Here is a 26,067-nt window from a genome sequence, read left to right on the forward strand (position 1 = left end):
TTATTTGTTTTTAGCCGTGCTTTAAATTACCCACATATTGGTTCATGAGTAAATGTGAGATGAAAATTTTTATCGCAGTAGTTACTTATACTTTGTTGATAAGTGCATGCGCATATGATCCAGTGCATTATGAGCAGCTTAGAATGTCAGAGAACGCGCAACACATGGAATTAAATGGTTAAAAAAGCCCCCAGATGGGGGCTTTATGCCTATTTCTTTTTAACGATATCGCTCCAAGACACATTAGTTGGCACGCCTGAGTTAAAGCGAACTGATGCGGATGATGAATAATCTTTAGTTTGTTCAACGACAATCTTTTGATTGTACTCATCAATAATTTCTAACTTACCGCCTGCTTTCGGGTAAATTCTCCACCACTCTTTTTCGAATGGTTGAGTTACACTGAAGTTAAATGCATATGAAAAATTAGCATCTTTAGGTTGGCCAACGATTGTACCTTTACTTGACACACTTTGTAATTGATCATCAAAAAAACGGTATTCATAATCCTGTAGCCCCATATATTCCAATGTAGTGCTAGGGTTATTTTTATCTACAATCTGGAATTTTAAAGGATCTTTTACAGAATAAATTGCGCCATTAGAACCAACTGTATCTTTTACAATTTTACCAGTGACTAAATATAGTTTAGATGTATCAGTCCACGGTGTATAAAGCGCATTATTAAACTCAACTGTGGTAGAGCTTAATGTTTCAGTAAGCGAAATAGATCCTCCTTTAAATGTTACGACTTCCTTGCCGAAACTAGTTGCACAAGAATCATTACCACTTTTTAGCTTGATTGTTTGAGTAGTTCCACTTTTAGTGAGCTCAGTACAAATTGAATTTCTAAAAATTGTAAATGCACTTGTTCCTTGATCTGTTAATTCAATTACTCTACCTGTACGAGTAATGGGTCCATCACCCAATGTTTCGCCAATCATATGTCCTAATGCTTGATTAAATCGATCATCCATGACATTCAAAGATTCTGAAAAACCAAGCTTTTCTTTAAGTTTTGTTAAAAAATCCTTATCTTTAAAAGGTATAAATGTAGAGCTCACATCGCCTGGTTTAATATAATTATCATTTGGCGTGTCAAGCTTCGATTCACTTCCACCACCACATGCACTTAGTATTGCAGCAATACTCGCAACCCCAGCCAATTTTGCTAATTTAGACATATTCTCTTCCTTTAAATATAAATGTATTCTCATTGTTTATAATGTTTGACTAATAATATGAAGTCTTTAAACAATAAGAAGACATTAAAATGAAATACTTTTTGTGTAATTTCTATTATGGGGAATAATAATTTAAATTTTAGAAAAGTTACTAGGTCATTATTAACCAAATTTACAAATAATATGTCAATTTTTTTATATTGTTAAATATATATAAAGCAATAGGTTTAAATAATTAAATAATATTGAGGATTAAATATATTTATTTTAGAAAAGTGTGTAATAATTTGTTTATGGTGATGATAATGTGATAAAAATCAAAAATTATTAATTTGGGATAAAGCACAAGGATGTTTATTCAAAAATAAGAAAAAAGAGAAAATAAAATAAAGACTCCGGAGATGCCGCTGCATGTGTCGTTACCCTGAACCCGACGAGTTCAAGGTGGACGCGACGTATACTTGCTGGGTTTCCCACTCGAGGTGGGCATACGCTCTAAATATACAGAACACAATCCATAAGTTTAAGTATCGGCAGGGGAATAGACCCGCTGGCGAACATCCCAGAGTTAAATTAAGTATAACGAAATGAGTGAGATTGGCAAACCTTGGTGTACCCATTATTTGCGTGATAATTCACTCAGTAAAACTGACTGTGCAAACTTAGATCAAATTTATACAGTTTTTTCAACGTCTTCCAAGATTGTTGCAAGTAAGCGTTCACAATGAGAATATTCTTGTAAGGATTTGTTCATTGTTAAAACTTCTTGCATAAGCTCTAAAGCCACCATGATAACGAGCTTATTGTGTTCTACGTTAGGTGCTTTTCTACGAAATTCTTGAAATTTCTCATTCAGCAAATCACCAGCACGTTGTAAATCATCTTTCCGATCTTGAGTGGTTGAAAGTCTAAATGTTTGTTCAATTAGTCTTAACTCGACTGTAACGACTTCAGACATAATTATGCTTCCTCATTTTGTTCAGCCGGATTTTCTAATTGTTGGATTTCTTGGGCATGATGATCTTGATCAGTACCTAAAATGGCCAATCGTTGAATGATTTGCTCAACCTTAGTTTTAGCGAGTTCATTTTTTTTGATTAAACGTTGATTTTCAGCCTTCAATTCATCAATTTCTTTTTGAGCTTGACGTTGTTCAGCCAACATTTTTTCTTTGATGACTCTCAACTCATTCCTTTCAGCCAAGATTTCCTGAAATCTATTTTTTAAATCAGTACAACTCTTTTCTAAACGACTATAACGTTCTGCTAAAGCAGTAGCATCTTGATTTAAAGTTTTATAAATACCATCCAATTGATTGTATTTGTCATTTAGACTTTCAATCTGTTCTTGCTTTTGAGTGATGACGCTATTTTTTTGAGCAGTTTGAGTTTGATGAGTTTCCTGAAGTTCTTTCTGCTTAGCTTCAAGAGAACTATTCATTTGTTCGGTTTCGGACAAACGATGTTTAAGCGTGCCTAAATGCGTTTGTAAACGCTGTAATTGTTCTAACATAACGAGGTCGCGTAGTTTCGCAATCAAAGGTAATATATACAGAAGTATAGAGATTGGAAAAGCGAATGCAAGACGATATTTCAGGTTGGACAGATTGGAACCAACAATTCGGTTCAATTGAGGAAATTACTAGTCCTAGTGAGTTACATGGTCTACTTACAGGTATTGTTTGTGTAACTGAACCGCCATCTCATGAGGAGTGGATACGAATTTTGTCTACATTGAATGTGCCTCAATTAGAACCTACTGCTCTTAATTTACTGGCTGAGGAATCTGAAGATGTTTCGCATGCTTTATCAGAAGATGAATTAGATTATTTACCCATTTTGCCTGATGATGAACATGTATTGTCTGAGCGTGTTCAAGCTTTAGCAGATTGGTGTGCAGGAGTGGTATTGGGGTTTGGATTAGCGTCTGGGCATATTCGTGCTGATGAAGCTGAGTTGATTGAACACTTGCAAGATATTGCAGCAGTCGAGTTTGAAGATTCTGATAATGATGAAGAAGGTGAAATTAGCTATCAAGAACTTTATGAATTTGTTCGATTAATTCCAGTGAGTTTATCTGTTGGACGAACCAAGATTGCTGTTGAAGAAAGCTCATTACTGAAACATGTAAAACCAACAATTTCGAAAAAAAATGAGCAAAGTGTCGTTGAGATGTTTACACCTCATCGACCAAGTTGATTACATTTAATCAAGAGTACTACTTAACATATAAGTAGTACTGTATTTTCTTAAATTAAATAGCCTAAGCTGCAGAAAAGATATGAAACTTACTCAATCAGATTTTCAAAAACGACGTGATCAATTAGCCGCTGAAATAGGCCTAAGAAGCATTGCAATTATTGCAACACGTGAAGAAATGTTTAGAAATCGTGATGCTGATTATAAATATCGCGCTGATAGTAGCTTTTTTTATCTAACGGGATTTGCAGAGCCTGAAGCAGTTGCTGTAATTGAAACATTTGATACTGAAGAAGAAGGTTATACCTACAGTTTATTTTGTCGTGAACGCAATCGAGAGATGGAAATCTGGACAGGTTACCGTGCAGGGATTGATGGTGCAGTCGATGATTATGATGCGGATGAAGCTTATGCGATTGATCTACTAGACGAAGAAATGATCGCAAAGCTTCAAGGAAAAGAAAGATTATTTTATAGAATTGGTCAACAAGCCAGTTTTGATGCAAAAATTACAAAATGGATTGCAGAAGCAAGTGGTGAAAGCCGACGTGGTACCGCTGCACCGACACAATTGATTCAGTTAGATACAATTTTAGATGAGATGCGTCTACACAAAGAGCCAAAAGAAATAGAGTTAATGCAAATCGCATCTGATATTTCTGCTCAAGCACATATGCAAGCGATGAAATCTGTACGACCAGGAATGATGGAATATGCTTTAGAAGCGGAGCTGAATTATATTTTTGGTAAAAATGGTTGTGTACCATCGTATAACAGTATTGTGGGTGGTGGTGAAAATGCTTGTATATTGCACTATGTTGAAAATAACAAACAACTTAATGACGGCGATTTAGTTTTAATAGATGCAGCTTGTGAATATGAATTTTACGCGTCAGATATCACTCGGACATTTCCAGTAAATGGTAAATTTAATCCTGAACAAAAGGCGCTTTATAATATAGTGCTTGATGCTCAAATCGCTGCAATAGATGCGGTTAGAATTGGTAACTCTTACAAAGAGCCACACTACGTTGCTGTTCGTATTTTAGTGCAAGGCTTGCTTAATCTTGGAATCATGCAGGGTGATCTCGATGAAATCATTGAGACAGAAGCCTATCGTCAATTTTATATGCATGGAACTGGTCACTGGTTAGGCATGGATGTTCATGACGTAGGGGCATATAAAGTCGATGGAGAATGGCGAACATATCAAGAAGGTATGGTGGTGACCATTGAACCAGGTTTATATATTGCCCCTGATGATGAAACTGTCGATCCAAAATGGAGAGGGATTGGTATTCGCATTGAAGATGATATTGTGGTCACTCAAGATGGACCGAGAAACCTGACTGCTAAAGTAGTGAAAACCATTGAAGATATCGAAGCCTTGATGGCGAGTTAACCATTTTCACAAATCTCAAAAGTCGATGGAAACATCGGCTTTTTTTCAATGTCATATTCAATATTGAAAAATGAATTATGGCTTCATCTTCAATAACGCTAATTCATTATAAAAAGTAAAAACTTTATTGTAAGATGAATTTGATTAAAAATTTATGTGTATGCAGCTATTGCTTGCTTTTATAAGGATCAAAACATGCAACAAGAAGTCATCATTGTCGGTGGTGGAATGGTCGGATTAAGCCTTGCTCTTATGCTGGCTAAAACTAACATTGCAGTGAAATTGTTAGAGGCGATCAGCTATCCTAACTATGATGATGCTAACCTTGCACCATATCATTCAAGTTTTGATGCCCGTAATAGTGCGCTGTCACGTCGAAGCGTGCAAATTTATCAAGAATTGGGAATTTGGGATTCACTGCAACAATATGCAACGCCTATTTTAGAAGTAAATATCACAGAAGAAGGAAGTTTCGGTAAGGCACGTTTAATCGCGGCTCAAGAGAAAGTAGAAAGCTTTGGTCAAGTGATTGAGAATGCATGGCTTGGACGAGTATTGTTATCAGAAGTCAAAAAAAATCCACTCATTGAGTTAATTGATGGTGTTCAAGTGACGTCGCTTAAACAGGATGAGAATTTAGCTTATCTCGAAGCATCAAAAGCGAATGAACATTTGCAGTTTCAATCCAAATTAGTCATAGCAGCAGATGGACGTGATTCTTTCTGTCGAAAAGCACTCGGTGTCGGTGCATCAGAGCATGATTATGATCAAGTGGCGATTGTCACTACAGTGCAGACATCCAAACCTCACTCCCATGTCGGTTTTGAGCGTTTCAGCCCACTTGGGCCTTTAGCATTGTTGCCTTTACCTGGTGAATACCGTCGCTCTGTTGTTTGGCCAGTGCCTAAAGGCACTGAGGGAGAGTGGTTAGGTGATGAAAATGATCAGCATTTTTTAGATGCTCTTCAAAAAACGTATGGCGATCGAGCTGGAAAATTTGAGAAAACTGGACGTAGATTTAGTTTTCCTTTATCTCAAGTTTTGTCTGAAAAACAAGCAGTAGGACGTGTTGTACTTATGGGTAATGCTGCTCATACGATTCATCCAGTCGCAGGTCAGGGTTTTAATTTGTGTATGCGTGATGCATATGTATTGACCCGATATTTAAAACAACAAGTCATCAAAAATGCCGATTTAGGTGAAGCTGCTGTACTGAAAGAGTATGAAAAATCTCGACTCAAAGATCAGCAACGTGTGATTAAGTTTTGTGATTCTGTGGTGCGAGGCTTTAGTAATCAAAATCCAATTCTAAAATTTGTGCGAAATACAGGTCTAATGTGCTTTGAAAATATTCCAGGTATTAAGCCACTCGTTGCCAATTATGCAATGGGGTTAAAAGCATGAATGATGCTATTTTAGATGTCGTGATTGTGGGTGGTGGTTTAGTTGGTGGATTAACGGCTTTATTGTTGGCTAAAGGTGGAGTTCAAGCGACTGTACTTGATGCAGCACCGATATTGGATCACGAGAAGACCTTAAAATCATTGAATCCTCGTGTACTTGCATTGAGTCAAGCCACTATTCATTTGCTTAAGCATGTTGATGTATGGGGAAAGTTAGCTCGTCAACAACCCTACACGGGAATGCAGGTGTGGAACAAAAATGGCTTTGGTGAAATCAATTTTGGAACATCAGCGCATTCTAAACCTGATCAAGCACAAATATTAGGTTCAATGGTCGAACCAAGTATCTTGAACCTTGCGATTCAGAGCATGATGATCGACCAGATTGATGATTACCGTACTCAGATTCAAGTGAAACGTATTGAGCAAGGAAATGGTTGTTGGATTCTTCATCTCGCTGATCAAACTCAATTGAAAACGAAACTTTTAATTGGTGCGGATGGTGCAAACTCATTCGTACGTGAACAAGCCATGATTGATTTGGATGTTTTGGATTATCATCAGGCTGGTATTAGCTGTGCGATCAAGACGGAACAAGCGCATCAACATGTTGCGAGACAAATTTTCTTAGAAACAGGGCCACTGGCTTTTCTCCCAATGGCAAGTTTAGAAGATCAAGAATATGGTCATTGGCAGTCCATTGTATGGACTTTACCAGATGATTATGCAGACGAATTTGCGTCACTCTCAGATGAAGATTTTGTACAATTACTGACACGAGAGAGTCATCATATGTTGGGCAAAGTATTAGCCGCAACGCCTCGAGCAAAATTCCCACTGAAAGCACGAGCTGCTCAACGTTATATTAAAGATGGCTTAGCGCTAATTGGTGATGCAGCCCATGTTATTCATCCACTTGCTGGTCAGGGGGTGAATATTGGTTGTCTTGATGCAGCAATTCTATGCGATGCGCTACTTTCGGACTACGCACGTGGCGTTTGGGCTCATGAGCAAACTTTATTGAAATATGAGCATCGCCGTAAATTTCAAAACGATGCCATGATGCATAGTATGTCTATGATTGGGTGGATGGAATCTGCTCCTGTTTTTCCTATTGTTTGGGCGAGAAACTTTGGGTTGAAACAAGTTGAAAATATCAGTGCGTTAAAATCGGCGTTTATGTCGCAAGCGAATGGTTTGAGTCAGCTCAGTAATACAAGATATCAAGTGAATTGAAATCTGATCTAAAAAGAATCATCAGTATATATTTTTTTACCAATATGATTAAAAAATATACAAATGAGGTGCTTTAGATACTATGCGAAAGATAAAGAGCTTGATACATTTCTCTAAAAATCAAAGCACGTTCCAATCAGGTGCGTGAAAACATTGATGGGGAGTTTGAAATGACAGACGCAAATGATTTTGATGACAACGAAGACAGTGTTGTAGACGAAAATGAATCACAAGCAGCAGAAAAAGGTGCGGCCGTAAGTGACGTTACTGTATCTGATGCCGATGTCGCGGAAGCTGAAACATTAACAGTGACAGCTAAACTCAAACAACGTCAGGCACTGGAAGATGAAGTTGCTGCTTTTCTAGCACGTGGTGGTCGTATTACTGAAGTTCCACCTGATGAATCAATAAAAGATTAATAAAAAAAGCACCATCAATATGGTGCTTTTTTTATTTTGCTTAATCATTCGCACCACTGAGCTCTAGCGCGCGTTGATATGCGACTTTCTTTTTGATTCCGGTGAGATCAGCTGCAAGTTGAGATGCTGCTTTTACAGATAAATCTTGCAATAAGCGATTGAGTAATTTATCTAATTCTTCTTGCTGCATGTCTTTTTCAGTGGCTGCTCCAGCAATGACCAGTACAATTTCACCTTTTTGCTGGTGATGATCATTTGCAATAAATGATTGTAAATCTCCAAGGGTCATTTTTTTGATTGTTTCGAAGGTTTTGGTAATTTCACGTGCAAACCCGACTTCACGGTCAGCCCCGAACACAGAGACCATATCCGTTACAGAGTCTAGGATTCGATGTGGTGCCTCATAGATGATCATGGTATGCGTGTTGTCTTTCAGTTTATTTAATTGAATAAGACGTTGTGATTGTTTCGAAGATAGAAATCCTTCAAAACTAAAGTGATCACTGGGTAGACCTACAGCGCTTAATGCTGCAATAGCTGCACATGCACCTGGAACAGGAACGACACGAATACCATGCTCCTGAGCTGCACGAACCAATTTAAAACCAGGATCACTAATCAATGGTGTACCTGCATCACTGACGAGTGCAACATTTTCACCATTTTTTAACTTATCGATAATTATATCAATTTTGTTACTTTCATTGTGATCATGGCACGCTGTAAGCGGAGTTGAGATATTATAGTGTTTCATTAAAAGAGCGGACTGACGTGTGTCTTCTGCCGCGATAAGAGAGACAGACTTTAAAACATCAATTGCTCGATAAGTCATGTCATCTAAGTGCCCAATTGGCGTCGCTACAACAAATAACTGAGCACTCATAAGGTTTCTCCATGTTGGATCTATTAAGAATAAAAAAAGAATTCATTGGTATTGGCTTATGTGGAATGATTTTCCAAGCCCAAGCGGAAGTATTGGTTATTTTACCTGATTCAGGCCCTATGGCGCGAGCAAGTAATAGTATTAAAAATGGTATTGATGAGGCTTATCAAAAGTCGAACAGTGAAATACCAATAAGATATGTCAATTCGGATCAAAAACGAATAAAAGAGATCCTAAAGACGCAAGTCAGTCAAAACACCAAACTTATTATTGGTCCACTAGCGAGACAGGATGTCGAAGCAATAATGAAAGAACCGCTTAAAATTCCTGTTTTAGCACTGAATGAAGTTCCTTCAAAACATGTGAAAGTGTGGCAGTTTAGTTTATCGAAAACTGATGATGCTCAAGTTTTAATTAAACAGATTGAAAGTGATCGAGTTCAGCATCTCTATATCTTGCGTGAGTCTGGTACTGAGTCTGAGAGCTTAAGCTTTGTAAATGCCGTGTTTAAAAATTTTCATGGTAAATTTTCTCTAGTCCAACAATTGCCTGATATAAAGTCAAATGAAGGTGTGTTGCTTTTAGGCAGTATGGCGTGGATCAACTCATTGAAGAATAAGCCTTCAAAACGTTTGTATGTTCAGGCTTTTGCTATTGATCATAATATGGATATTCCGAAGGGAACTAAATTCTGTGATGTTCCAGTCATGGTTCAATTTTTAAAAAAACCTAATCAAACAACAGAAAATACTGCTGCATTCCAACGTCTCAATGCCTTCGGTCAAGATGTTTGGCGTTTAGCGGATTTGATGTTGAAAACGAAGAATCCTGATCAGATATCAATTCAAGGTCAGACTGGGCATTTGAGTTTTAAAGAGCATCGGATCGAAAGAAAACCTGCGTGTTTCGAGAAAACATGGTTTAGATTAAAAAATATTTAAGAGGACTTAAATGGATGAGTTCTCAACAATTAGGTATATGGGCTGAAGACCAAACTGAAAAAATCTTGATCTCACAGGGTTATATTGTGCTGGCTCGAAATTTTCATTCTCTTTATGGTGAGATAGATCTGATTGCTCAACGTGATCTTGAGCTTATATTTGTTGAGGTCAAAGCCAGATCAAAAACAACCTATGCTTCAGCCCTAGAATCAATATCATCGAGCAAGCAAATTAAAATTGCGAAAACAGCAATGTCATTTCTTCAAAAATTTCCAAGCTATACAGAGTTTTATTATCGTTTTGATGTGTTTTGTTTTGATTTTCATAAAAAAATTGCAAAACCGTTACAGCATGAAATTTCTGATATGGATTATGATCTTGAGTGGATTGAAAATGCATTTACAATAAATGCAGACTTGATTAATCTATGAACCGAATGAGCTAAGCCATTTCCAACAATAGAAAAAATTCAAGTTTCACGAGGAGACGGATTGAGTGTTGAAGCGTATTGTAATTTCGATGGCGTGTGTTGCTAGTCTTTCAGGCTGTGCAAGTTTTATTTCAGGTGGAACTGGCGCAGAACCAGTTGGGGTGGTGAGTGGAGCTCGTTCTTTAGGTCAGGTATTTATTGACTCTTCAATTGAACGTACAGCAAAGATCAATTTATACAAATTGGATGCTCGTTTTAAACAATCTCGAGTCAATGTGAATAGCTTTCACAGTAATGTCTTGTTAACAGGTCAAGTGCCTGATGCGCATTTGAAACAGTTAGCAGAAGATAACGTTCGAGCGATGAGTGATGTGAAATCTATTCATAATTACATCACAGTTGGTCCTCAAATTGGTTACTCTACCATCATGCAAGATGCGACTGCGACAGCGAATACACGTGGCTTAATTATGCGTGCGCCAGTTGTTTCAGACAGTAAAGTCTTGGTTCATACTGAAGATGGCGTGTTATATGTGATGGGACGCTTAAATACAGCTGAAGAGCAAGATCTCATTGAAGTTTTACAACGAGTAGGGAACGTCACGAAAATTGTTACTTTGATTGATAACGTGGAATCTGCTCAAGTAGGCGCAGGTGTTCAATCATCATCACTTATGAACCCTTCAGCGGTGAGTACTCAACCTTATGTTGAAACACCCGTTGCAATTGATCCTGATGCTGGTGTTAGTTACCAATAATGTCGAATAAGATTGCGCAATTTTTTCCGAAATCAGTTCAGTTAAAACTTACCCAGTTGAATCAAAAACTGAATGCTTTTCGCCCATATAATTTGGGTGGTTTGGCATTAAATCAATTGACCTCAAATAAAGGCTATTCTGTAAAAAGAAATATTGCTTATGGTCTTAAAGCTCGGCAACGACTGGATCTTTATGTTTGCCAAGCGCCAGCGAATAAACCTTTAGTTATATTCGTGCATGGTGGTGCATGGAGTAGAGGAAGTAAGGACGATTACAAGTTTCTTGGAGAAAGTTTGACACGTGCTGGATATAACCTCGCCGTAATAAACTATCATCTGGCGCCAGAACATATTTTTCCTCGTTACGTAACTGACCTTGCAGATTCAATTCAATATTTAATCAAAAGTACTGATAAATATGGTATTTGTGCAGATCAAATAGCGCTTATCGGACATTCTGCTGGTGCTTTTAATGTGATGTCACTGATTTACCATCCTTCATTCATTGACTTTGAAGGACGAGATCGAATTAAAGCGTTGATTGGTTTGGCTGGACCCTATCACTTTAACTATCTAGGTGATCATTTATCTGAACATGCATTCGATAAAGCAGTAAATTTCAAAGCGGTGATGCCATACTATTTTGTAGAGAAAAATAATATTCAGCACTATATTTTTCTAGCAGATCAAGATACGTTGGTAAAAGATCATAATTCTGAAGAGATGCATCAAGCACTGTTAGCTGTAGAGAATCATAGCAAGCTCATTCGGGTGCCTCGTAGTGGACATGTATCAATCATGGCAACAACTGCCACATTATTTGATCGACTCTTCAAAACTCGATCTCTCATCCTGAAAGTTTTAGAAGAGTCCTTCAAATAAATCTATAACGATTCGGATTTGATTTATTCTGATTTGAAAGGAGTATTGTGAATGACATGTTGAATCATGGCATGCGCAATACTTCCTGCAAATGGAATTTCTGGTAAATCATCAAATTTAAAGAATTGGGCATCACTAATTTCATCTTCTTGAAGCACAATGTCACCTGAATCATACTCGGCCCGAAAAGCAATCATTAAATTACTTGGGAATGGCCAAGGTTGGCTGGCAAGATATTGAATATTTTTAACGTTTAGACCAATTTCTTCCATGGTTTCGCGTTGCACAGCCTCTTCTAAAGTTTCACCAACTTCGATAAAACCTGCAATTAATCCATACATATTGGATTTATTTTTTGCATTTTTCGCCAGCAAAATTTCATTGTCACCTCGTGTGATTACGGTGATAACACAAGGTTGAACACGAGGGTATTGGTGATAATTACATGCTGGGCAGATCATGGCATATTCTGAACGGTGCACATCTGTTTCTGTACCGCAATGACTGCAAAATTTATGATTACGACGCCATTCTAATAATTGAACTGCTCGACTCGCTTGTTCAAATTGTTGCTTAGACCATTGAGTGATCAACTGTCGGATTGGCACAAGTTGATAACCTTTAGGAATTGCTTCTTCAATATGTAGATCTCGTGCAATTACTTGATCACCAGATTGGAAAATCAGATCACTCTCTAAACGTTCAACACGTGGTAATTGGAAGTTTTCATCGACGAGAAGTTGATGTTGTTTAAAAATATAAGCAACAGAGAGTTCAGACATTAGGCAACCGCTTTAATTTTTTGACTGCTGATGAGTGCAGTCTCAGATACTGATTTATGAATAGGATAATCATACTTCAAGCCATCAAGATGAAGTTCTAGACTGGCAAGCACATCTAGAATGTGCTGAAGTTGTTGGTGGGTGAGTGATTTCTGAATATCGTAATAGTGTTCAACCGCCTCAGCACTATTTTTTAGCGCATTACTTAATACTTGAGCATCAAGAAATAGAGCAGCACCGCTTAATTGTCTTAAATTGGTTGTGATGTTTAATAAATCATTTGTGTCTTGAACATCATTGCTTTGAAAAAGTTTATCGCCTAGTTCTTGCAAGAGAATTCGAGCTTCTTTTTGCAGCGTTTCATGTGCATCATCTAGCCGATCCAGTGATATATTCATATTATTCACATCAAGTTGAATGCGAGTTGGTGCAAAATTTCGCTTCAAAATCCCGATAGAGTTCATAGCCGATAGCATGCTGTTCATTAATCGTTGAGCAAAATCGGCATTTTGTTGAATATAGGTTCGATGAAAATGATCTGCTTGCAGTTTCATCTCTGCATAAGCTTCATTAAGATTCATGACTAAAAAGATATTTGCCATACGATACAGCTTTAAGCGAATATCTAAAATTTGATCATCGGTAAAACTTTGATAGTGACTTTCAATATCTAATCTTAATTGATTTAATTCTTCTGTAATCAAGTGAGCAACGGTATCCATTGTTCTTTGATCAGGTCCAAACAGATGGCGACTAAAAATTTGTAGTTGAACATCAGTCAAAATGTTGTCCGAGATTTGAAAATACTCACGAAGCATTTGTGAATCGTAGTTTTCTTGGCTAATACAAATCGCTAAAGCATTAGCAAAGTCAGTTTCATCGACCTGAAAATGCTGGGGTGCATTTAAAAACTCCCGAATTTGACTGCCAACTTTAGCCAACCATTTTAGGCGTGCATCACTGAGAATGAGTTGGTCAAGTTGATTAAATGCGATTTGCATCAGAAGCCAATATTGTTGACTCGGTGTTTCAAGAGAGAGCAGTGCTATATGATCTACAATGAGTTTAAAACGATCAAAATCGTCTTCAGTTTCATTTTGCGTCACTAATTTTATTAAACAATCTTTATATAGTGTACTCCAATAATCAGATGAATAAATCTGATTCGATGATGCTTGCGGTGTTAAAGTTAATTGTTTCTGAGTGGTCTGAATTCCATTACCCAATGCTGTACAAGGGATGTTCAATACTCGCTCTAGATGGTTAAGTGTATCTAAGAGAAATTGGGGGACATCGACTTCACGTAAGCAAATAAATTCGATATATCGCTTTAGCATCGTTGTACCATCACTTAATGCAGCAGCGTATTTCAGGTTTTTTGCAGTTGGATTTTGCATCATCTTTGACATGACTTGCGCACAGTAGTGTGCAAGTTGTGCGAGATGAGGAAGCTCGATCATGGCAAAAACTTGATTGGATTGCTCAAGTCGAATGAATGCGTCATCTATCCCAAAAGGAAGTGTTTGATCCTCAATAAGCTCTGATACTGTATTTTCGACCTGATCGATGATTTGATCAATTTCTTTTTTAACAATAAGTAATGCTGTAGGGTCAAAATAAATTGAACTTTGATAAGACATCGATCGAAACCTATGTTGGCCGTTAATTTTGCTCAGAGCCCAGATAAGGGGAATTTTTGCTCTAAATGAATATAGCCGAACTGATCGTACTTTACAAAATGAATCAAGCAGATGGAAGATTATTTAGCAAATAAGCACGGCTCGCCATTTTTTTCTTGGTAATCTTCGATCCATTTTTGGTGTGCTGCTAATTCCTCATCAGAAGCATAAATGATTGGTAAATCTACCTCAATTTTTTGGTACTGATTTTGTCCAGTTTCAGAATGATGATCATGCGCTGAGAGTGCATCGATATCAAATGAAACTTGACCACCTGTCATGGCTAAATAGACATCTGACAGAATTTCTGCATCCAGTAAAGCACCGTGGAAGGTACGATCACGCTGTGGAACTTCGTAGCGCTTCACTAATGCATCCAATGAGTTCTTTTGACCTGGATGTTTCGCTTTTGCCATTGCAAGTGTATCGGTGACTGCGCAGACTTCTGAAAGCGTACCAAAGCCAGCACGTTTGAACTCCATATCTAAGAAGTTCATATCGAAAGTTGCGTTGTGTGCGATAATTTCTGCACCTTTTAAGTACTTGTACAGTTCAGCAGCGATTTCTTCAAATATAGGTTTATCTTTCAAAAAATCATCAGAAATACCGTGAATTGCTTCAGATTCACCGACTGGTTTTTTGGGATTGATATAAATGTGAATTGAACTTCCTGTCAGTTTACGATTGATCATTTCAATCGCACCTACCTCGATAATACGGTCTGTATCTTGATAATAAAAACCTGTAGTTTCCGTATCTAAAATCAATTGGCGTGGTCCCTGTAAATTTAAACGAGCAGGTGTGACCACAATATGTGGATGCGATTTTTCAGCTAACTGAGGAACGCTTTGATCTACAGATTCAGAATTTAAGTCCTGTGCATCAACTGTCTTAATAATATCCTTAATAATATCTGAGGAGTTTGAGGTGACTTCGTCCGTGCTGTATTCAGCTTGATCATCATTTTCTGCTAAATCAATTTCAACTTCTTCATCTTGATCGTTGAGATCTAAACCAAACGGATCATTGAGCAACCAATCTTCAGACTGTTTTTTTTTATCATTCGCTTGCAGGGAATTTTTAAATTGTTCAGCCGTTTGGTCAGCGCCTTGATTAGCTAACTGATCTGCCATTTCATTGCCTGGATGTCCTGCATGACCTTTAATCCAGTTCCATTCAATGTCTCGACCTTGACAAACTTGATCCAAAGTTTGCCATAAATCAGGATTTTTTACGTCTTTCCAATTTTTCTTTTTCCAACCACTGATCCATTCAGTAATTCCACGTTTTACATAGTTTGAGTCTGTCCAAATGATCAGCTTTGCATCAACAGGACAAAATTTGATTCCTTCGATTGCAGCGGTTAACTCCATACGATTATTGGTCGTGTCTGGTTCACCACCACATATTTTATGTTCTGTATCCTTAGTGATGATGTAAGCACCCCAGCCACCTAGCCCAGGATTACCACGACATGCGCCATCAACATAAAGTGTTATTTCAGACATAGTTTGAACCAATCAATCGAATAAAGTGTTGAACATCAAGTTCGGAAATTTTATTGTATACGTAAATGCGAAACATCAGTGCGATAACTGGATATTTTTTAATGTCTTGTAACATTTATAAGCAATTACTCATCAAGAAGAGACTTGCCTGAACAACGAGCTCCTCTAAAATGGCTTATATACAATAAATTTACTATGCGTCTTTCGGAATTTGTATGTCTAAAACAACCACCGCAGTGTGGCAGCCATCTGCAACTTTTTTATTTAAAATTTCAGTAATTACTTCCGCAGTAACCGGATTAGGCGTAATGACTGGCTGTACAGCGAGTCCCACTTCCGCAAAGACGCAAAAGTCGAATCAACTCGGCATGTTAGATGCCAGTAGCTTAGATTCACTTGAAGATCTTTTATCTGCAACTGATATGCGTGCAGTTGAAGGTGATCGTTTACTTATTTTAAAACACGGCGATGTTTGGAAACGTATGACCGTTGGTTTTAAAATGGATGAAACAAAGTGGGATCCACGGATTGATGCTCAAAGAAGTTGGTTTATTACGCGTCAGCCTTATCTGGATCGTTTATCCGCTCGAGCTTCTCGTTATCTTTATCATACTGTAAAGGAAGCAGAGCGCCGTGGATTACCTACTGAACTTGCTTTACTTCCCGTTATTGAGAGTTCCTATGATCCTGCTGCAACGAGTTCAGCGGCAGCTGCAGGGATGTGGCAATTCATCCCAAGTACAGGTCGTATTTATGGATTAAGACAGACCAATTTGTATGATGGACGCCGTGATGTAGTTGAGTCTACACGTGCAGCCTACGAGTTTTTAGGAAGTTTATATAACCAATTTGGTTCATGGGAATTAGCTTTAGCGGCTTATAACGCTGGTCCTGGACGTATTCAACAAGCGATTAACCGTAATAAGGCTGCTGGCTTGCCTACAGATTATTGGTCATTACGTTTACCTCAAGAAACAATGAACTATGTACCTCGTTTCCTTGCGGTTGCACAGATTATCAAATCCCCTGAAAAGTATGGCGTAAGATTACCACCAATTGCGAATCGTCCTCACTTTAGAGAAGTTCCAGTTCCAGCAGGTGCGAGTTTAAACGAAATTGCTTCTCTGACAGGCTTAAGTCGTGCAGAACTTTATCAACTGAATCCAGGGCATCGTGGTGATATTATTGATCCTCAAAGTCCACAGCGAATTTTAATTCCAGCAGATTTAAGTCCAAATATTGATCGAAAACTGAAAGCACTTAAACCAAGCAGCACAGGTCTATGGGCGAGCGCTTCAAGCCCTGTTTCTACATCTACGCCAGCAACCACAATTACAACGACAGTAAATACACCAAAAGCTTCAAATGCTTCCGTATTGGCAACTCAAACAGCGAAGCCAGTTAATAATACTCAAACACCTTCAGTATCTACAACAATTTCAACTTCGAAGGGTAGGACTCCTTCTGGTTCTGATGCATTGGCAGCTTTTGCTGCTTCGGCAGTGGTGCCAAGCGCACCTCGTATACCTGTTGCTGTTACACCGGCGCAAAATGTTAAACCTGTACGTGTAGAACCAGAAATCACTGCTGAAGAAAAAGCCAAAATCTTAGCTTCAATTGCACCTGAAAAAACCACAACAACTACGAGTTCTGATCAAATTATTGCCTCGGTCATTGAACCACAGGCCACTGAAGCAGAAAAAGCGGAAGTCGTTAGAGAGATTAGTGCCATTGCACCCCAAGGTACTGAGATTGTTGATCCGTTGGATGGCAAGATTAAATTAACTGCGATTCAAACAAGTCAATCTGTGGCAGCAGGACAAGGTTCAGAAGTTAAAGTTGGCTTTGCTTATCCTAAATCTGTAGCAGAAAGTACTTTGCCTACTTCTGAGGAAGCCCAGCTTAATCAAGGTAAGGCATTTAAGAAAACTGAAAGTGAAGTGGTTGTAGAACCACCTAAGGGTAAGCGTAGTACCTATACGGTACTCCCTGGTGACACGCTAGCAATTATTGCAATGAAAAACGGCGTAAGTTGGAGAGATATTGCAAAATGGAACCAAGTAGATCCAAATGCAACCTTATATGTAGGTGCGACCCTATATCTGTACGATGCTAAACCAGTAGCATCTGCTCAGAAAACGGATGTAAAGCCAGCAAGTTATATTGTAAAATCAAATGATAGTCTGACTAGTGTTGCAAACCAGTTTGATTTGAGTGTCCAACAATTGGCTGAATTGAATGGTCTAACTATCAATAGTAATTTACTGGTTGGGCAGAAGTTAAATCTAATCCAGTCTCAAGCATCTAAATCAAGCAAAACTGAACAAGCGGTAACAAAGGTTCAAACGAAATCTTATACGGTTAAACGTGGCGAATACTTAAAGTTAATCGCTGATCGATACGGAATTTCGACTCAAGAGTTAGCGTCATTAAGCTCAGGACTGAAAGCTGATAGTAGCCTGTACGCGGGTCAAAAAATTAATGTTCCTTTAGAAGAAGTGCAATCTGCTACAGCTTCATCAACAACTCGCGCGAGTAATGCTAAAACTGTACCTGAAATTCAGACTGAAACTTACCGCGTACAACGAGGAGATACGTTGTACAACATTGCAAATGCGAATAAGTTAACCGTTGTTGAGTTGGCGACACTGAATAATTTGGATATTGAAAAAGGATTGATGGTTGGTCAAACCATTAAAGTACCAGTGGGATCTAAAGTACCAGAGCAATATGTTGTTCAATCAGGTGATAGCCTGAATGCCATTGCGAGCAAATATAATCTTTCTGTCGCACAGTTAGCAGAAATGAATGGCTTGCGATCGAATGCAGGATTGCAAGTTGGGCAAAAGCTGAATTTGAAAGAAGATGAAAATAAAGCTTCAACTAAGCAGAGTTCGACACGAAATAATTCGGCTGCTGAGAAAGTGGAGTCTCACACTGTGAAAAGTGGAGAGACCTTAGCAAGTATTGCGCGACAATATGATATGCCGCTTCAATCATTACTTACGCTGAATGATCTAAATGCGAGATCAGTCCTTCAAATTGGTCAAAAATTAAAAGTAAGTGGCGATGTTGAAAAGGCGGCTGCGAGTACTGAAAAAACACCAGTCCGTCAATCAAAATCGCGTGATACAGAGGATTATGCTGTCAAATCAGGTGAGTCTCTCCATGTTATTGCTACACGATTTGATATGACTGCAAAAGAACTTGCAGATCTAAATAAGTTGAACCTACGTGCTGGATTGCAAAGAGGTCAAATTATTCAAGTTCCTAAAGTTGTTACAGATTATAAAGTCCGTAGTGGTGATTCCCTGTACAGAATTGCGAATCGATTTGGTATAGCCATTGATCAGCTTGCAGAAATGAATGGTTTGAAACCAAACACACCTTTACAGATTGGTGCTACGATTAAAGTTCCACATTCTTAAGTCTGCTTAAGCAATCAGGAATTTCATATCGAGATGCGCATTTCATCAACTTTGTCAAAAGCAAAGTTTATTTTCCTCTTCTTGCCCATTCATATCAGTGCATGGGCAAATCTTCAAACGACGCCTTATATTGCTTTACAGTCAAAACCGAAATATCTGAATTTAGATGCGATGCCATATGCCAACCCAGACGCACCAAAGGGTGGAAAGTTGGTGAAAGCGGCTGATGGGACATTTGATAATCTAAACGGTATGAATGGGCAAGGAAGTTGGGTTGAAGGTACAAATTACTTGTTCGATACGCTATTTTCCAAGTCATTAGATGAACCAAATGTGTTTTATCCACTTTTGGCTGAGAAAATTCAGTTTGATCCAACCCGAACAAAATTTGTGATTTTTCATTTAAATCCACGTGCTCGATTTAGTGATGGATCTCCTGTACTGGCTGAGGATGTTAAATTCACGTTTGAAATGTATTTAACCAAAACCAATCCCGGTTTACAGATGTATTTGTCTGATTTAGATAAAATTCAGGTTCTGTCTAAACATGCCGTAAAAATGGTATTTAAATCAGAAAGTAATACTGAAATGCCAGCAATACTTTCACAGATGCCAATTTTTTCTAAAAAAGATTGGCAATCTAAAGATTTTAGTCGAGCAACACTCAAACCCATTTTAGGATCAGGGCCATATACAATTAAAAATCTTGATGCTGGTCGTAGTATTACCTATCAGCGTAATCCCCATTATTGGGCTAAGGATTTACTTGTAAATCGTGGTCGTTATAATTTTGATCAAATTAAATATGTTTATTACCGTAGTTCGGACATTGCATTTGAAGGATTTAAGGCTGGACAATATACATTTCACCAAGAGAAATTTGCTCGTAAATGGAAGACGGAATACAACTTTCCAGCATTTAACTCAGGGTTGGTTAAAAAATATAGTGTAGCTTTACAAAACCCTGCTCCGACACAAAGTATCGTTTTTAACACACGGAAAAAACCACTAAATGATATCTATTTCAGACAAGCAATGACCTATGCATATGACTTTGAATGGCAAAATAAAGCATTGTTTTATCAACAATATCAACGTTTACAAAGTCATTTCCAGTTTAGTGAGCTAGAGGCAAAGTCAGTCCCAAGTCCTAAAGAATTAAATATATTAAAACCTTATTTATCTCGGTTACATCCTTTACAACGAGAAGGAGTATTAAAAGCGTGGAAATATCCTATCACTGATGGTACAGGCTACAATCGTAAAGGCTTACTCACTGCTCGGAAAATTTTAATTGACCAGGGGTATTCATTTAAAAATGGTAATTTGCATGCGCGTGATGGAAAACCAATTCAATTAGAGTTGCTTCTTCATCAAGAAGGCTTACAACGGACGCTCATGCCTTATCTTCGAAATTTAAAAAAATTGGGTATTCAGGTTTCGATTCGGCAAGTCGATATGCCTCAATATTTACAGCGGATGCGTCAATATGATTTTGATTTAACCACGATGGTGATGCCTCAATCACTAAATCCTGGGAATGAGCAAGCGCAATTTTGGAGCAGTCATGCTGCAGATGAAGAGGGAAATTATAATTTTTCTGGTGTGAAAAATAGCGTTATAGATGAAATTATACAACGTATTATTCATGCACCCGATCGAGAAAAATTAATATTAAATACACGTATCTTGGATCGTTTATTACGTGCAGGATATTATCAGATACTTACTTACGGAAATGATCGTGAATGGTATGCGTATTGGAATATGTATAAACAACCACAGATTAAACCCAAACTCGCTGTTGGTGAAGATTATTGGTGGGTAGATCAACAGCAAGCTCGCAAAGTGTCTGCTTATCTTGGTCGAAGTAAAGGCTCACGTTAAAGGTTAAATTTATGGGTCTTTATATACTTAAACGACTTTTGCTGATCATTCCCACCTTATTTTTGATATTACTCATCAATTTCGCCGTCGTTCAAATTGCTCCTGGTGGACCTGTTGAACAGGCAATACAGAGAGCTGAACAGTTTCAAGGCATTGGTGTTGTGTATGGTTCGACATCTCACATCAATGAAGTCCAGAGTCATTATCAGGGTACACGAGGACTCAGTCCTGAAATGGTCGAGCAGATCAAAGCGCAATATGGATTTGACCGCCCTGTGCATGAGCGCTTTTTGCAAATGCTCAAAGGATATTTTCAACTCGATTTTGGAACGAGCTTTTTTAAAAATAAATCAGTAACAACATTAATTTTGGAAAAAATGCCAGTCACGATCTCCCTTGGATTATGGAGTACCTTACTGATCTACAGTATCGCCATTCCTCTAGGGATTAGAAAAGCGAATAAACATGGCGGTCTGTTTGATCAAACGACCTCCCTAGTATTGGCGGTTGGTTATGCAGTGCCAACTTTTGTATTTGCTATTCTACTTATTATGATTTTTTCGGGGGGATCGTATTTACAATGGTTCCCATTACAAGGATTGGTCTCTGAAAATTTTGCTGAACTCAGTTTCATTGATAAAGTTAAAGATTATTTTTGGCATCTTACATTGCCTGTCCTTACTATTATATTAGGTGGATTTGCGACCCTCACATATCTAACAAAATACTCTTTTATGGAAGAGTTAAATAAACAATATGTGACGGCAGCTCGTGCTAAAGGTCTGACCGAGCAACGCGTTTTATACAATCATGTTTTCCGTAACGCCATGTTAATCGTTATTGCAGGATTACCTGAAGCACTGATCGGAATTTTTTTTGTTGGCAATCTATTTGTAGAAATTATATTTAATCTTGATGGTTTGGGATTGCTCGGATTTGAGGCAATTCAGCAGCGTGATTATCCCGTGATTTTTGGAACATTGTTTATCTTTACGTTGGTCGGTCTAATTTTGAGATTACTCAGTGATGTTCTATATCAATTGATTGATCCAAGAATCAATTTTGATCGTCGAGGAGCATAATAATGTCTCCACTTTTCGATCAACGAATTTCAAAATTTAAGTCACATCGACTCGGATTCTTCAGCTTCATTTTATTTATCGCGATCTTTATTTTATCCTTGGGGGCAGAGTTTATTGCCAACGAAAAACCAATACTTATTTATTATAAAGAAGAAATTTATTTCCCAATTTTTAAGCCTTATCCTGAAACAACATTCGGTGGTGTCTTTGAGACTGAGGCTGATTATAAAGATCCAGCTGTTCAAGAATTGATTAATGAGCATGGATGGCAGATTTGGCCTATCATCCCATTTTCATATCAAACACCTAATTATGAATTGGCAGAAGCTGTACCATCTCCACCGACTTCCGTGAATTGGTTAGGCACAGATGATCAAGGTCGTGATGTCTTGGCAAGATTAATATATGGTATTCGTATCTCTTTGCTGTTCGGCATTGCACTTACTATTGGATCTGCATTCATAGGAATTACCATTGGTGCTATCCAAGGCTACTTTGGCGGTTGGTTGGATCTAATCGGTCAAAGGCTGTTAGAGGTGTGGGGTGGTCTACCAATGCTATTTATTGTGATGATCTTAGTGAGCATGTTTACACCAAGCGTATATTGGCTGTTTTTAATTATGCTGATGTTTGGTTGGACTGCGTTAGTTGGTCTTGTTCGTGCAGAGTTTCTGAAAGCCAGAAATTTGGACTATGTGCGAGCTGCTCGATCACTCGGTGCTACAGATAGTCAAATTATTATCAAACATATTTTACCCAATGCTATAAGTTCGTCACTCTCACAGCTTCCTTTCATTCTTACCGCTAATATTACCGCACTTACAGCCTTGGATTTTCTGGGCTATGGTTTGCCACCTGATACAGCTTCAATTGGTGAAATTTTACTGCAGGGTAAGAATAATCTATCAGCACCGTGGTTGGTTTTATCTGGATTTTTTAGTCTAGCAGTTATGTTATCTATTCTTATTTATATTGGAGAGGCAGCTCGAGATGCATTTGATCCAAGAGGCTAAACCAATACTTGAAGTCAACAAGCTCAATATTCAGTTGAATGAACAAAAAATCTTAACTGATTTGTCTTTTAAGCTAAATGCGGGTGAGACAGTAGCGATTGTTGGTGAAAGTGGTTCAGGAAAATCTCTAGCTTGTCTAAGTCTTCTAGGTCTTCAAGATCGCGCTCTAGACTTAAGTGGTGAAATCATATTTCAAAATGAAGATCTGCGTCTAAAACACGAAGATCAGTTGCGCTTAATACGTGGCAATAAGATCGCGATGATATTTCAAGAGCCAATGACGGCACTTAATCCATTACATACAATTGAAAAAATTATTTCAGAACCTTTATGGTCGAAGGGGCTTAAGAGAAAAGACATTCGAAAAAAAATAGAAGAAGTGCTTTGTGATGTAGGGTTGGGTAATTCATCAGACATCCTCAAGCGATATCCACATCAGTTGTCTGGTGGACAGCGTCAAAGGGTGATGATCGCAACAGCTCTGATTTCAGAACCTGAAATTTTAATTGCAGATGAACCAACAACAGCCCTTGATGTATCACTACAGAAACAAATTTTAAATTTAATTAAAGACCAAGCGCATCAAAAAAATATGGCCTTAGTTTTGGTTAGTCATGATTTAAGGTTGGTGCAACAATATGCTGATCAGGTATTGGTTTTGTCTAAAGGTGTCACAGTTGAACAGGGTGATGTCTCTCAAATATTCCTGCAGCCTAGCCATGAATATACTCGACTGCTCCTTAATCAGCAGTTTGATTCGATTTCAGCTATCAGTGAACAGGCCAAAGAACTTTTAAATACTGAACATCTTCGAGTGCGGTATCCACCTAAGCTGAATTTTCTGAATGTATTTAAAACTCAATTTATAGCGGTGGAAGATTTAAGTTTCCAGCTTAAACAAGGAGAGTCGCTTGGTATTGTAGGTGAAAGTGGGTCTGGAAAAACCAGTGCTGCACTCGCGCTTGCACGACTCATAGAGTCAACAGGTACCATTGAGTTAAATTGTTTCAATCTCAATCAGTTGTCTGACAAGCAATTAAGAGCGCATCGAAAAGATTTTCAAATCGTTTTTCAAGATCCTTTTTCGAGTCTCAATCCAAGAATGGATGTTTTGTCATTATTAACTGAAGGGTTAAGATTAAAAAAATTGAGAAAGAGTGAAAAATTAAATCTCGCGATTCAAGCCCTTGAAGAGGTTAATCTCACAAAAGAATTTCTTGATCGTTATCCTCATCAAATGTCGGGTGGACAGCGACAAAGAGTATCGCTGGCCAGAGCACTGATTCTGAAACCTCAATTACTCATTCTGGATGAGCCAACGTCTGCATTAGATCGCAATACACAAATAAAATTGGTGAACTTACTTCAAGATATACAGCAGAGAACAGGGATCAGTTACATCTTTATTAGTCATGATCTGAAAATTGTGAAAGCGTTATGCCATCGAGTTATAGTGATGAAAGATGCAAAAGTTATAGAAATTCAAGAGACAGAACGTTTATTCCGTGCACCGATTCATGCTTATACGCAACATCTTATACAAAGTAGTTTATAAAAGTTATTTGACAAGAAGGATTGTCAATTCTAGACTGAAATTCAGGGAAGTCACGCCTAATTGGTTTTAGGTTTAGATAAGCACAAAATTGAGAACTTCAAGATGAGTAAAATTGCTGAGCCGATTCAAATTCGCAATACAACTTTCAAAAATCGCATTATTAAAGGCGCAATGAGTGAAGCTCTAGCGAATGCTGCTGGTGAACCAAATCATTTGCACACAGGCTTGTATGAAGCTTGGGCAAGAGGTGGTTTAGGGTGTTCAATCACAGGAAATGTGATGGTTGATCTGCGTGCGAAAAATGAGCCTGGTGTCGTTGTGGTCGAAAATGAGCGAGATTTACCTAAATTAAAGGCTTGGGCTGACCTAGGTAAACGTTATGGAATGGTACAGCTTGTTCAATTGTCTCATCCGGGCAGACAGTGTCCTAAAGGCTTAAATAAAGAGACTGTTGCACCATCTGCTGTGCCATTTAGTGCTATGTTGGCAACTACCTTTGCTACACCACGGGCTCTCGAGCATGAGGAAATCCTAGATCTAATCCAACGATTTGCAACCTCTGCGGCGATTTGCGAAAAAGCGGGCTTTGAAGGTGTTCAATTACACGGTGCTCATGGATATTTAATCAGTGAATTTCTATCGCCACTGACCAATAAACGTAATGATCAATGGGGTGGCAGCATCGAAAATCGTATGCGTTTTTTATTAGAAATTTATAAAGCTGTTCGAGCTGCAACATCTGATAATTTTATCGTTTCAGTGAAATTGAATTCCGCAGATTTTCAACGTGGTGGAATTACTGAAGAAGAAGTGATTCAAGTATTTAAAGCTATTGATGATGCAGGAATCGATTTAATTGAAATTTCAGGCGGTACGTATGAAGCGCCCGCAATGGCAGGTGCTAAAGCTGAACAGCGTAAAGCAAGTACCATTGCACGTGAGGCTTACTTTTTAGATTTCGCAGAGAAAATACGTCAAGAAGTAAAATGCAAGCTGATGGTTACAGGTGGATTCAGAACCGTTAAAGGGATGAATGATGCTTTAGAAAGTGGTGCATGTGACTTTATTGGAATTGCACGTCCGCTCGCTGTAGAAACGGATTTAACTGATCGTTTGATTGCAGGACACGATGTTAGGTATGCAGTAAAACCAATTAAAACAGGAATTCCATTTATTGATAAAATGGCAATTATGGAAATTATTTGGTATGCGGCACAATTCAAAGCGATTGGTGAGGGTAATCAACCTAATCCAAAACTTTCACCTTTAAAAGTTTTTCTGAATTATGCAAAAGGAAATGTGAAGGCTATCATTCAAGGTAAAGTTAATTCAAGAAAATCTGCATAGTGTGAATCAATATATATAAGGAGCCTTGATGGCTCCTTATTTTATGAGGCG

The 26,067-nt window shown here is 38.1% G+C and carries 22 protein-coding genes and 1 other RNA gene; 15 read left to right on the forward strand and 8 right to left on the reverse strand.

The genetic code is table 11. The features are described from left to right. Positions 1-209: 209 nt before the first annotated feature. The 4 genes from AC1M9N_RS06120 to AC1M9N_RS06135 all read right to left on the reverse strand — a co-directional run bounded on the left by AC1M9N_RS06120 (position 210) and on the right by AC1M9N_RS06135 (position 2,696). Entirely contained in the window at positions 210-1,184 is a 975-nt protein-coding gene (locus AC1M9N_RS06120; RefSeq protein WP_481607591.1) for a hypothetical protein, read from the reverse strand. Between the two features lie 388 nt (positions 1,185-1,572). Then, positions 1,573-1,756: non-coding RNA, 6S RNA (gene ssrS, locus AC1M9N_RS06125), on the reverse strand. 101 nt (positions 1,757-1,857) lie between these two features. After that, complete coding sequence (locus AC1M9N_RS06130) at positions 1,858-2,142, reverse strand: cell division protein ZapA (protein ID WP_180027932.1); 285 nt, start codon at positions 2,140-2,142, stop codon at positions 1,858-1,860. A gap of 2 nt (positions 2,143-2,144) precedes the next feature. Then, the gene (locus AC1M9N_RS06135) at positions 2,145-2,696 is read right to left on the reverse strand and encodes a hypothetical protein (protein WP_035269763.1); all 552 of its coding nucleotides are present in this window, start codon (positions 2,694-2,696) and stop codon (positions 2,145-2,147) included. Between the two features lie 65 nt (positions 2,697-2,761). Between AC1M9N_RS06135 and AC1M9N_RS06140 the strand changes: the two genes are divergently transcribed. From AC1M9N_RS06140 to AC1M9N_RS06160, 5 genes are all read left to right on the forward strand, one after another. Next, positions 2,762-3,382, forward strand: coding sequence for a UPF0149 family protein (locus tag AC1M9N_RS06140; protein ID WP_481954432.1), 621 nt, complete (start codon positions 2,762-2,764; stop codon positions 3,380-3,382). 82 nt (positions 3,383-3,464) lie between these two features. Beyond that, a complete protein-coding gene (pepP, locus tag AC1M9N_RS06145) occupies positions 3,465-4,784 on the forward strand; it encodes a Xaa-Pro aminopeptidase (protein WP_481954433.1) in 1,320 nt (439 codons plus the stop codon). 195 nt (positions 4,785-4,979) lie between these two features. Beyond that, positions 4,980-6,188 (forward strand): FAD-dependent monooxygenase, encoded by a 1,209-nt coding sequence (locus tag AC1M9N_RS06150; protein ID WP_481954434.1) that lies wholly within the window; start codon positions 4,980-4,982, stop codon positions 6,186-6,188. Continuing rightward, positions 6,185-7,423: an FAD-dependent monooxygenase gene (locus AC1M9N_RS06155; protein ID WP_481591808.1), complete on the forward strand. Its 1,239-nt coding sequence runs from the start codon at positions 6,185-6,187 to the stop codon at positions 7,421-7,423. The genes AC1M9N_RS06150 and AC1M9N_RS06155 overlap by 4 nt, the downstream gene beginning before the upstream one ends. Positions 7,424-7,593: 170 nt before the next feature. Continuing rightward, on the forward strand, positions 7,594-7,842 hold the full coding sequence (locus AC1M9N_RS06160) for a hypothetical protein (protein ID WP_035269751.1): 249 nt from the start codon (positions 7,594-7,596) through the stop codon (positions 7,840-7,842). A gap of 40 nt (positions 7,843-7,882) precedes the next feature. Here the strand turns inward: AC1M9N_RS06160 and rsmI are convergent, their stop codons facing one another. After that, positions 7,883-8,725 carry a 16S rRNA (cytidine(1402)-2'-O)-methyltransferase gene (gene rsmI, locus AC1M9N_RS06165; protein WP_481588939.1) on the reverse strand — a complete coding sequence of 281 codons (843 nt, stop codon included), beginning with the start codon at positions 8,723-8,725 and terminating at the stop codon, positions 7,883-7,885. A gap of 11 nt (positions 8,726-8,736) precedes the next feature. On the opposite strand from rsmI, the gene AC1M9N_RS06170 reads away from it, so the two are divergent. The 4 genes from AC1M9N_RS06170 (at position 8,737) to AC1M9N_RS06185 (ending at position 11,735) form a co-directional block, all read left to right on the forward strand. Then, entirely contained in the window at positions 8,737-9,666 is a 930-nt protein-coding gene (locus tag AC1M9N_RS06170; protein ID WP_481954435.1) for a penicillin-binding protein activator, read from the forward strand. A gap of 14 nt (positions 9,667-9,680) precedes the next feature. Next, positions 9,681-10,097, forward strand: a complete 417-nt coding sequence (locus AC1M9N_RS06175; protein WP_180027924.1) for a YraN family protein — start codon at positions 9,681-9,683, stop codon at positions 10,095-10,097. 64 nt (positions 10,098-10,161) lie between these two features. Further along, entirely contained in the window at positions 10,162-10,854 is a 693-nt protein-coding gene (locus AC1M9N_RS06180) for a BON domain-containing protein (RefSeq protein ID WP_035266827.1), read from the forward strand. Continuing rightward, positions 10,854-11,735, forward strand: a complete 882-nt coding sequence (locus AC1M9N_RS06185) for an alpha/beta hydrolase (RefSeq protein ID WP_481954436.1) — start codon at positions 10,854-10,856, stop codon at positions 11,733-11,735. Before AC1M9N_RS06180 ends, AC1M9N_RS06185 begins: the two co-directional genes overlap by 1 nt. A 23-nt stretch (positions 11,736-11,758) precedes the next feature. On the opposite strand, the gene nudC is transcribed toward AC1M9N_RS06185, so the two are convergent. From nudC to dnaQ, 3 genes are all read right to left on the reverse strand, one after another. Beyond that, positions 11,759-12,517, reverse strand: a complete 759-nt coding sequence (gene nudC, locus AC1M9N_RS06190) for an NAD(+) diphosphatase (protein WP_481954437.1) — start codon at positions 12,515-12,517, stop codon at positions 11,759-11,761. Next, positions 12,517-14,157 carry a chemotaxis protein gene (locus AC1M9N_RS06195; protein ID WP_481612975.1) on the reverse strand — a complete coding sequence of 547 codons (1,641 nt, stop codon included), beginning with the start codon at positions 14,155-14,157 and terminating at the stop codon, positions 12,517-12,519. The genes nudC and AC1M9N_RS06195 overlap by 1 nt, the downstream gene beginning before the upstream one ends. Before the next feature lie 119 nt (positions 14,158-14,276). Then, positions 14,277-15,704, reverse strand: a complete 1,428-nt coding sequence (gene dnaQ / locus AC1M9N_RS06200) for a DNA polymerase III subunit epsilon (RefSeq protein WP_481593053.1) — start codon at positions 15,702-15,704, stop codon at positions 14,277-14,279. A 215-nt stretch (positions 15,705-15,919) separates the two neighbouring features. Here dnaQ and AC1M9N_RS06205 point away from each other — a divergent pair, with 215 nt between their 5' ends. The 6 genes from AC1M9N_RS06205 (at position 15,920) to AC1M9N_RS06230 (ending at position 26,016) form a co-directional block, all read left to right on the forward strand. Next, positions 15,920-19,132, forward strand: a complete 3,213-nt coding sequence (locus AC1M9N_RS06205; protein WP_481954438.1) for a LysM peptidoglycan-binding domain-containing protein — start codon at positions 15,920-15,922, stop codon at positions 19,130-19,132. Positions 19,133-19,165: 33 nt separating this feature from the next. Next, entirely contained in the window at positions 19,166-21,019 is a 1,854-nt protein-coding gene (locus tag AC1M9N_RS06210; RefSeq protein WP_481954439.1) for an extracellular solute-binding protein, read from the forward strand. 11 nt (positions 21,020-21,030) lie between these two features. Further along, positions 21,031-22,101 carry a microcin C ABC transporter permease YejB gene (locus AC1M9N_RS06215; RefSeq protein ID WP_481954440.1) on the forward strand — a complete coding sequence of 357 codons (1,071 nt, stop codon included), beginning with the start codon at positions 21,031-21,033 and terminating at the stop codon, positions 22,099-22,101. A gap of 2 nt (positions 22,102-22,103) precedes the next feature. Beyond that, positions 22,104-23,114, forward strand: a complete 1,011-nt coding sequence (locus AC1M9N_RS06220) for an ABC transporter permease (RefSeq protein WP_481954441.1) — start codon at positions 22,104-22,106, stop codon at positions 23,112-23,114. After that, entirely contained in the window at positions 23,092-24,669 is a 1,578-nt protein-coding gene (locus AC1M9N_RS06225; protein WP_481954442.1) for a dipeptide ABC transporter ATP-binding protein, read from the forward strand. The genes AC1M9N_RS06220 and AC1M9N_RS06225 overlap by 23 nt, the downstream gene beginning before the upstream one ends. A gap of 102 nt (positions 24,670-24,771) precedes the next feature. Next, complete coding sequence (locus AC1M9N_RS06230) at positions 24,772-26,016, forward strand: NADH:flavin oxidoreductase/NADH oxidase family protein (protein WP_481954443.1); 1,245 nt, start codon at positions 24,772-24,774, stop codon at positions 26,014-26,016. Positions 26,017-26,067 lie beyond the last annotated feature (51 nt).

Source organism: Acinetobacter sp. ANC_7655, assembly GCF_056784015.1.

Bases quoted from the DNA above. Each gene is read 5' to 3' on its own strand.
- AC1M9N_RS06120 (WP_481607591.1), bottom strand. From the start codon at position 1,184: ATGTCTAAATTAGCAAAATTGGCTGGGGTTGCGAGTATTGCTGCAATA.
- AC1M9N_RS06130 (WP_180027932.1), bottom strand. From the start codon at position 2,142: ATGTCTGAAGTCGTTACAGTCGAGTTAAGACTAATTGAACAAACATTT.
- AC1M9N_RS06135 (WP_035269763.1), bottom strand. From the start codon at position 2,696: ATGTTAGAACAATTACAGCGTTTACAAACGCATTTAGGCACGCTTAAA.
- AC1M9N_RS06140 (WP_481954432.1), top strand. From the start codon at position 2,762: ATGCAAGACGATATTTCAGGTTGGACAGATTGGAACCAACAATTCGGT.
- pepP (WP_481954433.1), top strand. From the start codon at position 3,465: ATGAAACTTACTCAATCAGATTTTCAAAAACGACGTGATCAATTAGCC.
- AC1M9N_RS06150 (WP_481954434.1), top strand. From the start codon at position 4,980: ATGCAACAAGAAGTCATCATTGTCGGTGGTGGAATGGTCGGATTAAGC.
- AC1M9N_RS06155 (WP_481591808.1), top strand. From the start codon at position 6,185: ATGAATGATGCTATTTTAGATGTCGTGATTGTGGGTGGTGGTTTAGTT.
- AC1M9N_RS06160 (WP_035269751.1), top strand. From the start codon at position 7,594: ATGACAGACGCAAATGATTTTGATGACAACGAAGACAGTGTTGTAGAC.
- rsmI (WP_481588939.1), bottom strand. From the start codon at position 8,725: ATGAGTGCTCAGTTATTTGTTGTAGCGACGCCAATTGGGCACTTAGAT.
- AC1M9N_RS06170 (WP_481954435.1), top strand. From the start codon at position 8,737: ATGTTGGATCTATTAAGAATAAAAAAAGAATTCATTGGTATTGGCTTA.
- AC1M9N_RS06175 (WP_180027924.1), top strand. From the start codon at position 9,681: ATGAGTTCTCAACAATTAGGTATATGGGCTGAAGACCAAACTGAAAAA.
- AC1M9N_RS06185 (WP_481954436.1), top strand. From the start codon at position 10,854: ATGTCGAATAAGATTGCGCAATTTTTTCCGAAATCAGTTCAGTTAAAA.
- nudC (WP_481954437.1), bottom strand. From the start codon at position 12,517: ATGTCTGAACTCTCTGTTGCTTATATTTTTAAACAACATCAACTTCTC.
- AC1M9N_RS06195 (WP_481612975.1), bottom strand. From the start codon at position 14,157: ATGTCTTATCAAAGTTCAATTTATTTTGACCCTACAGCATTACTTATT.
- dnaQ (WP_481593053.1), bottom strand. From the start codon at position 15,704: ATGTCTGAAATAACACTTTATGTTGATGGCGCATGTCGTGGTAATCCT.
- AC1M9N_RS06205 (WP_481954438.1), top strand. From the start codon at position 15,920: ATGTCTAAAACAACCACCGCAGTGTGGCAGCCATCTGCAACTTTTTTA.
- AC1M9N_RS06210 (WP_481954439.1), top strand. From the start codon at position 19,166: ATGCGCATTTCATCAACTTTGTCAAAAGCAAAGTTTATTTTCCTCTTC.
- AC1M9N_RS06215 (WP_481954440.1), top strand. From the start codon at position 21,031: ATGGGTCTTTATATACTTAAACGACTTTTGCTGATCATTCCCACCTTA.
- AC1M9N_RS06220 (WP_481954441.1), top strand. From the start codon at position 22,104: ATGTCTCCACTTTTCGATCAACGAATTTCAAAATTTAAGTCACATCGA.
- AC1M9N_RS06225 (WP_481954442.1), top strand. From the start codon at position 23,092: ATGCATTTGATCCAAGAGGCTAAACCAATACTTGAAGTCAACAAGCTC.
- AC1M9N_RS06230 (WP_481954443.1), top strand. From the start codon at position 24,772: ATGAGTAAAATTGCTGAGCCGATTCAAATTCGCAATACAACTTTCAAA.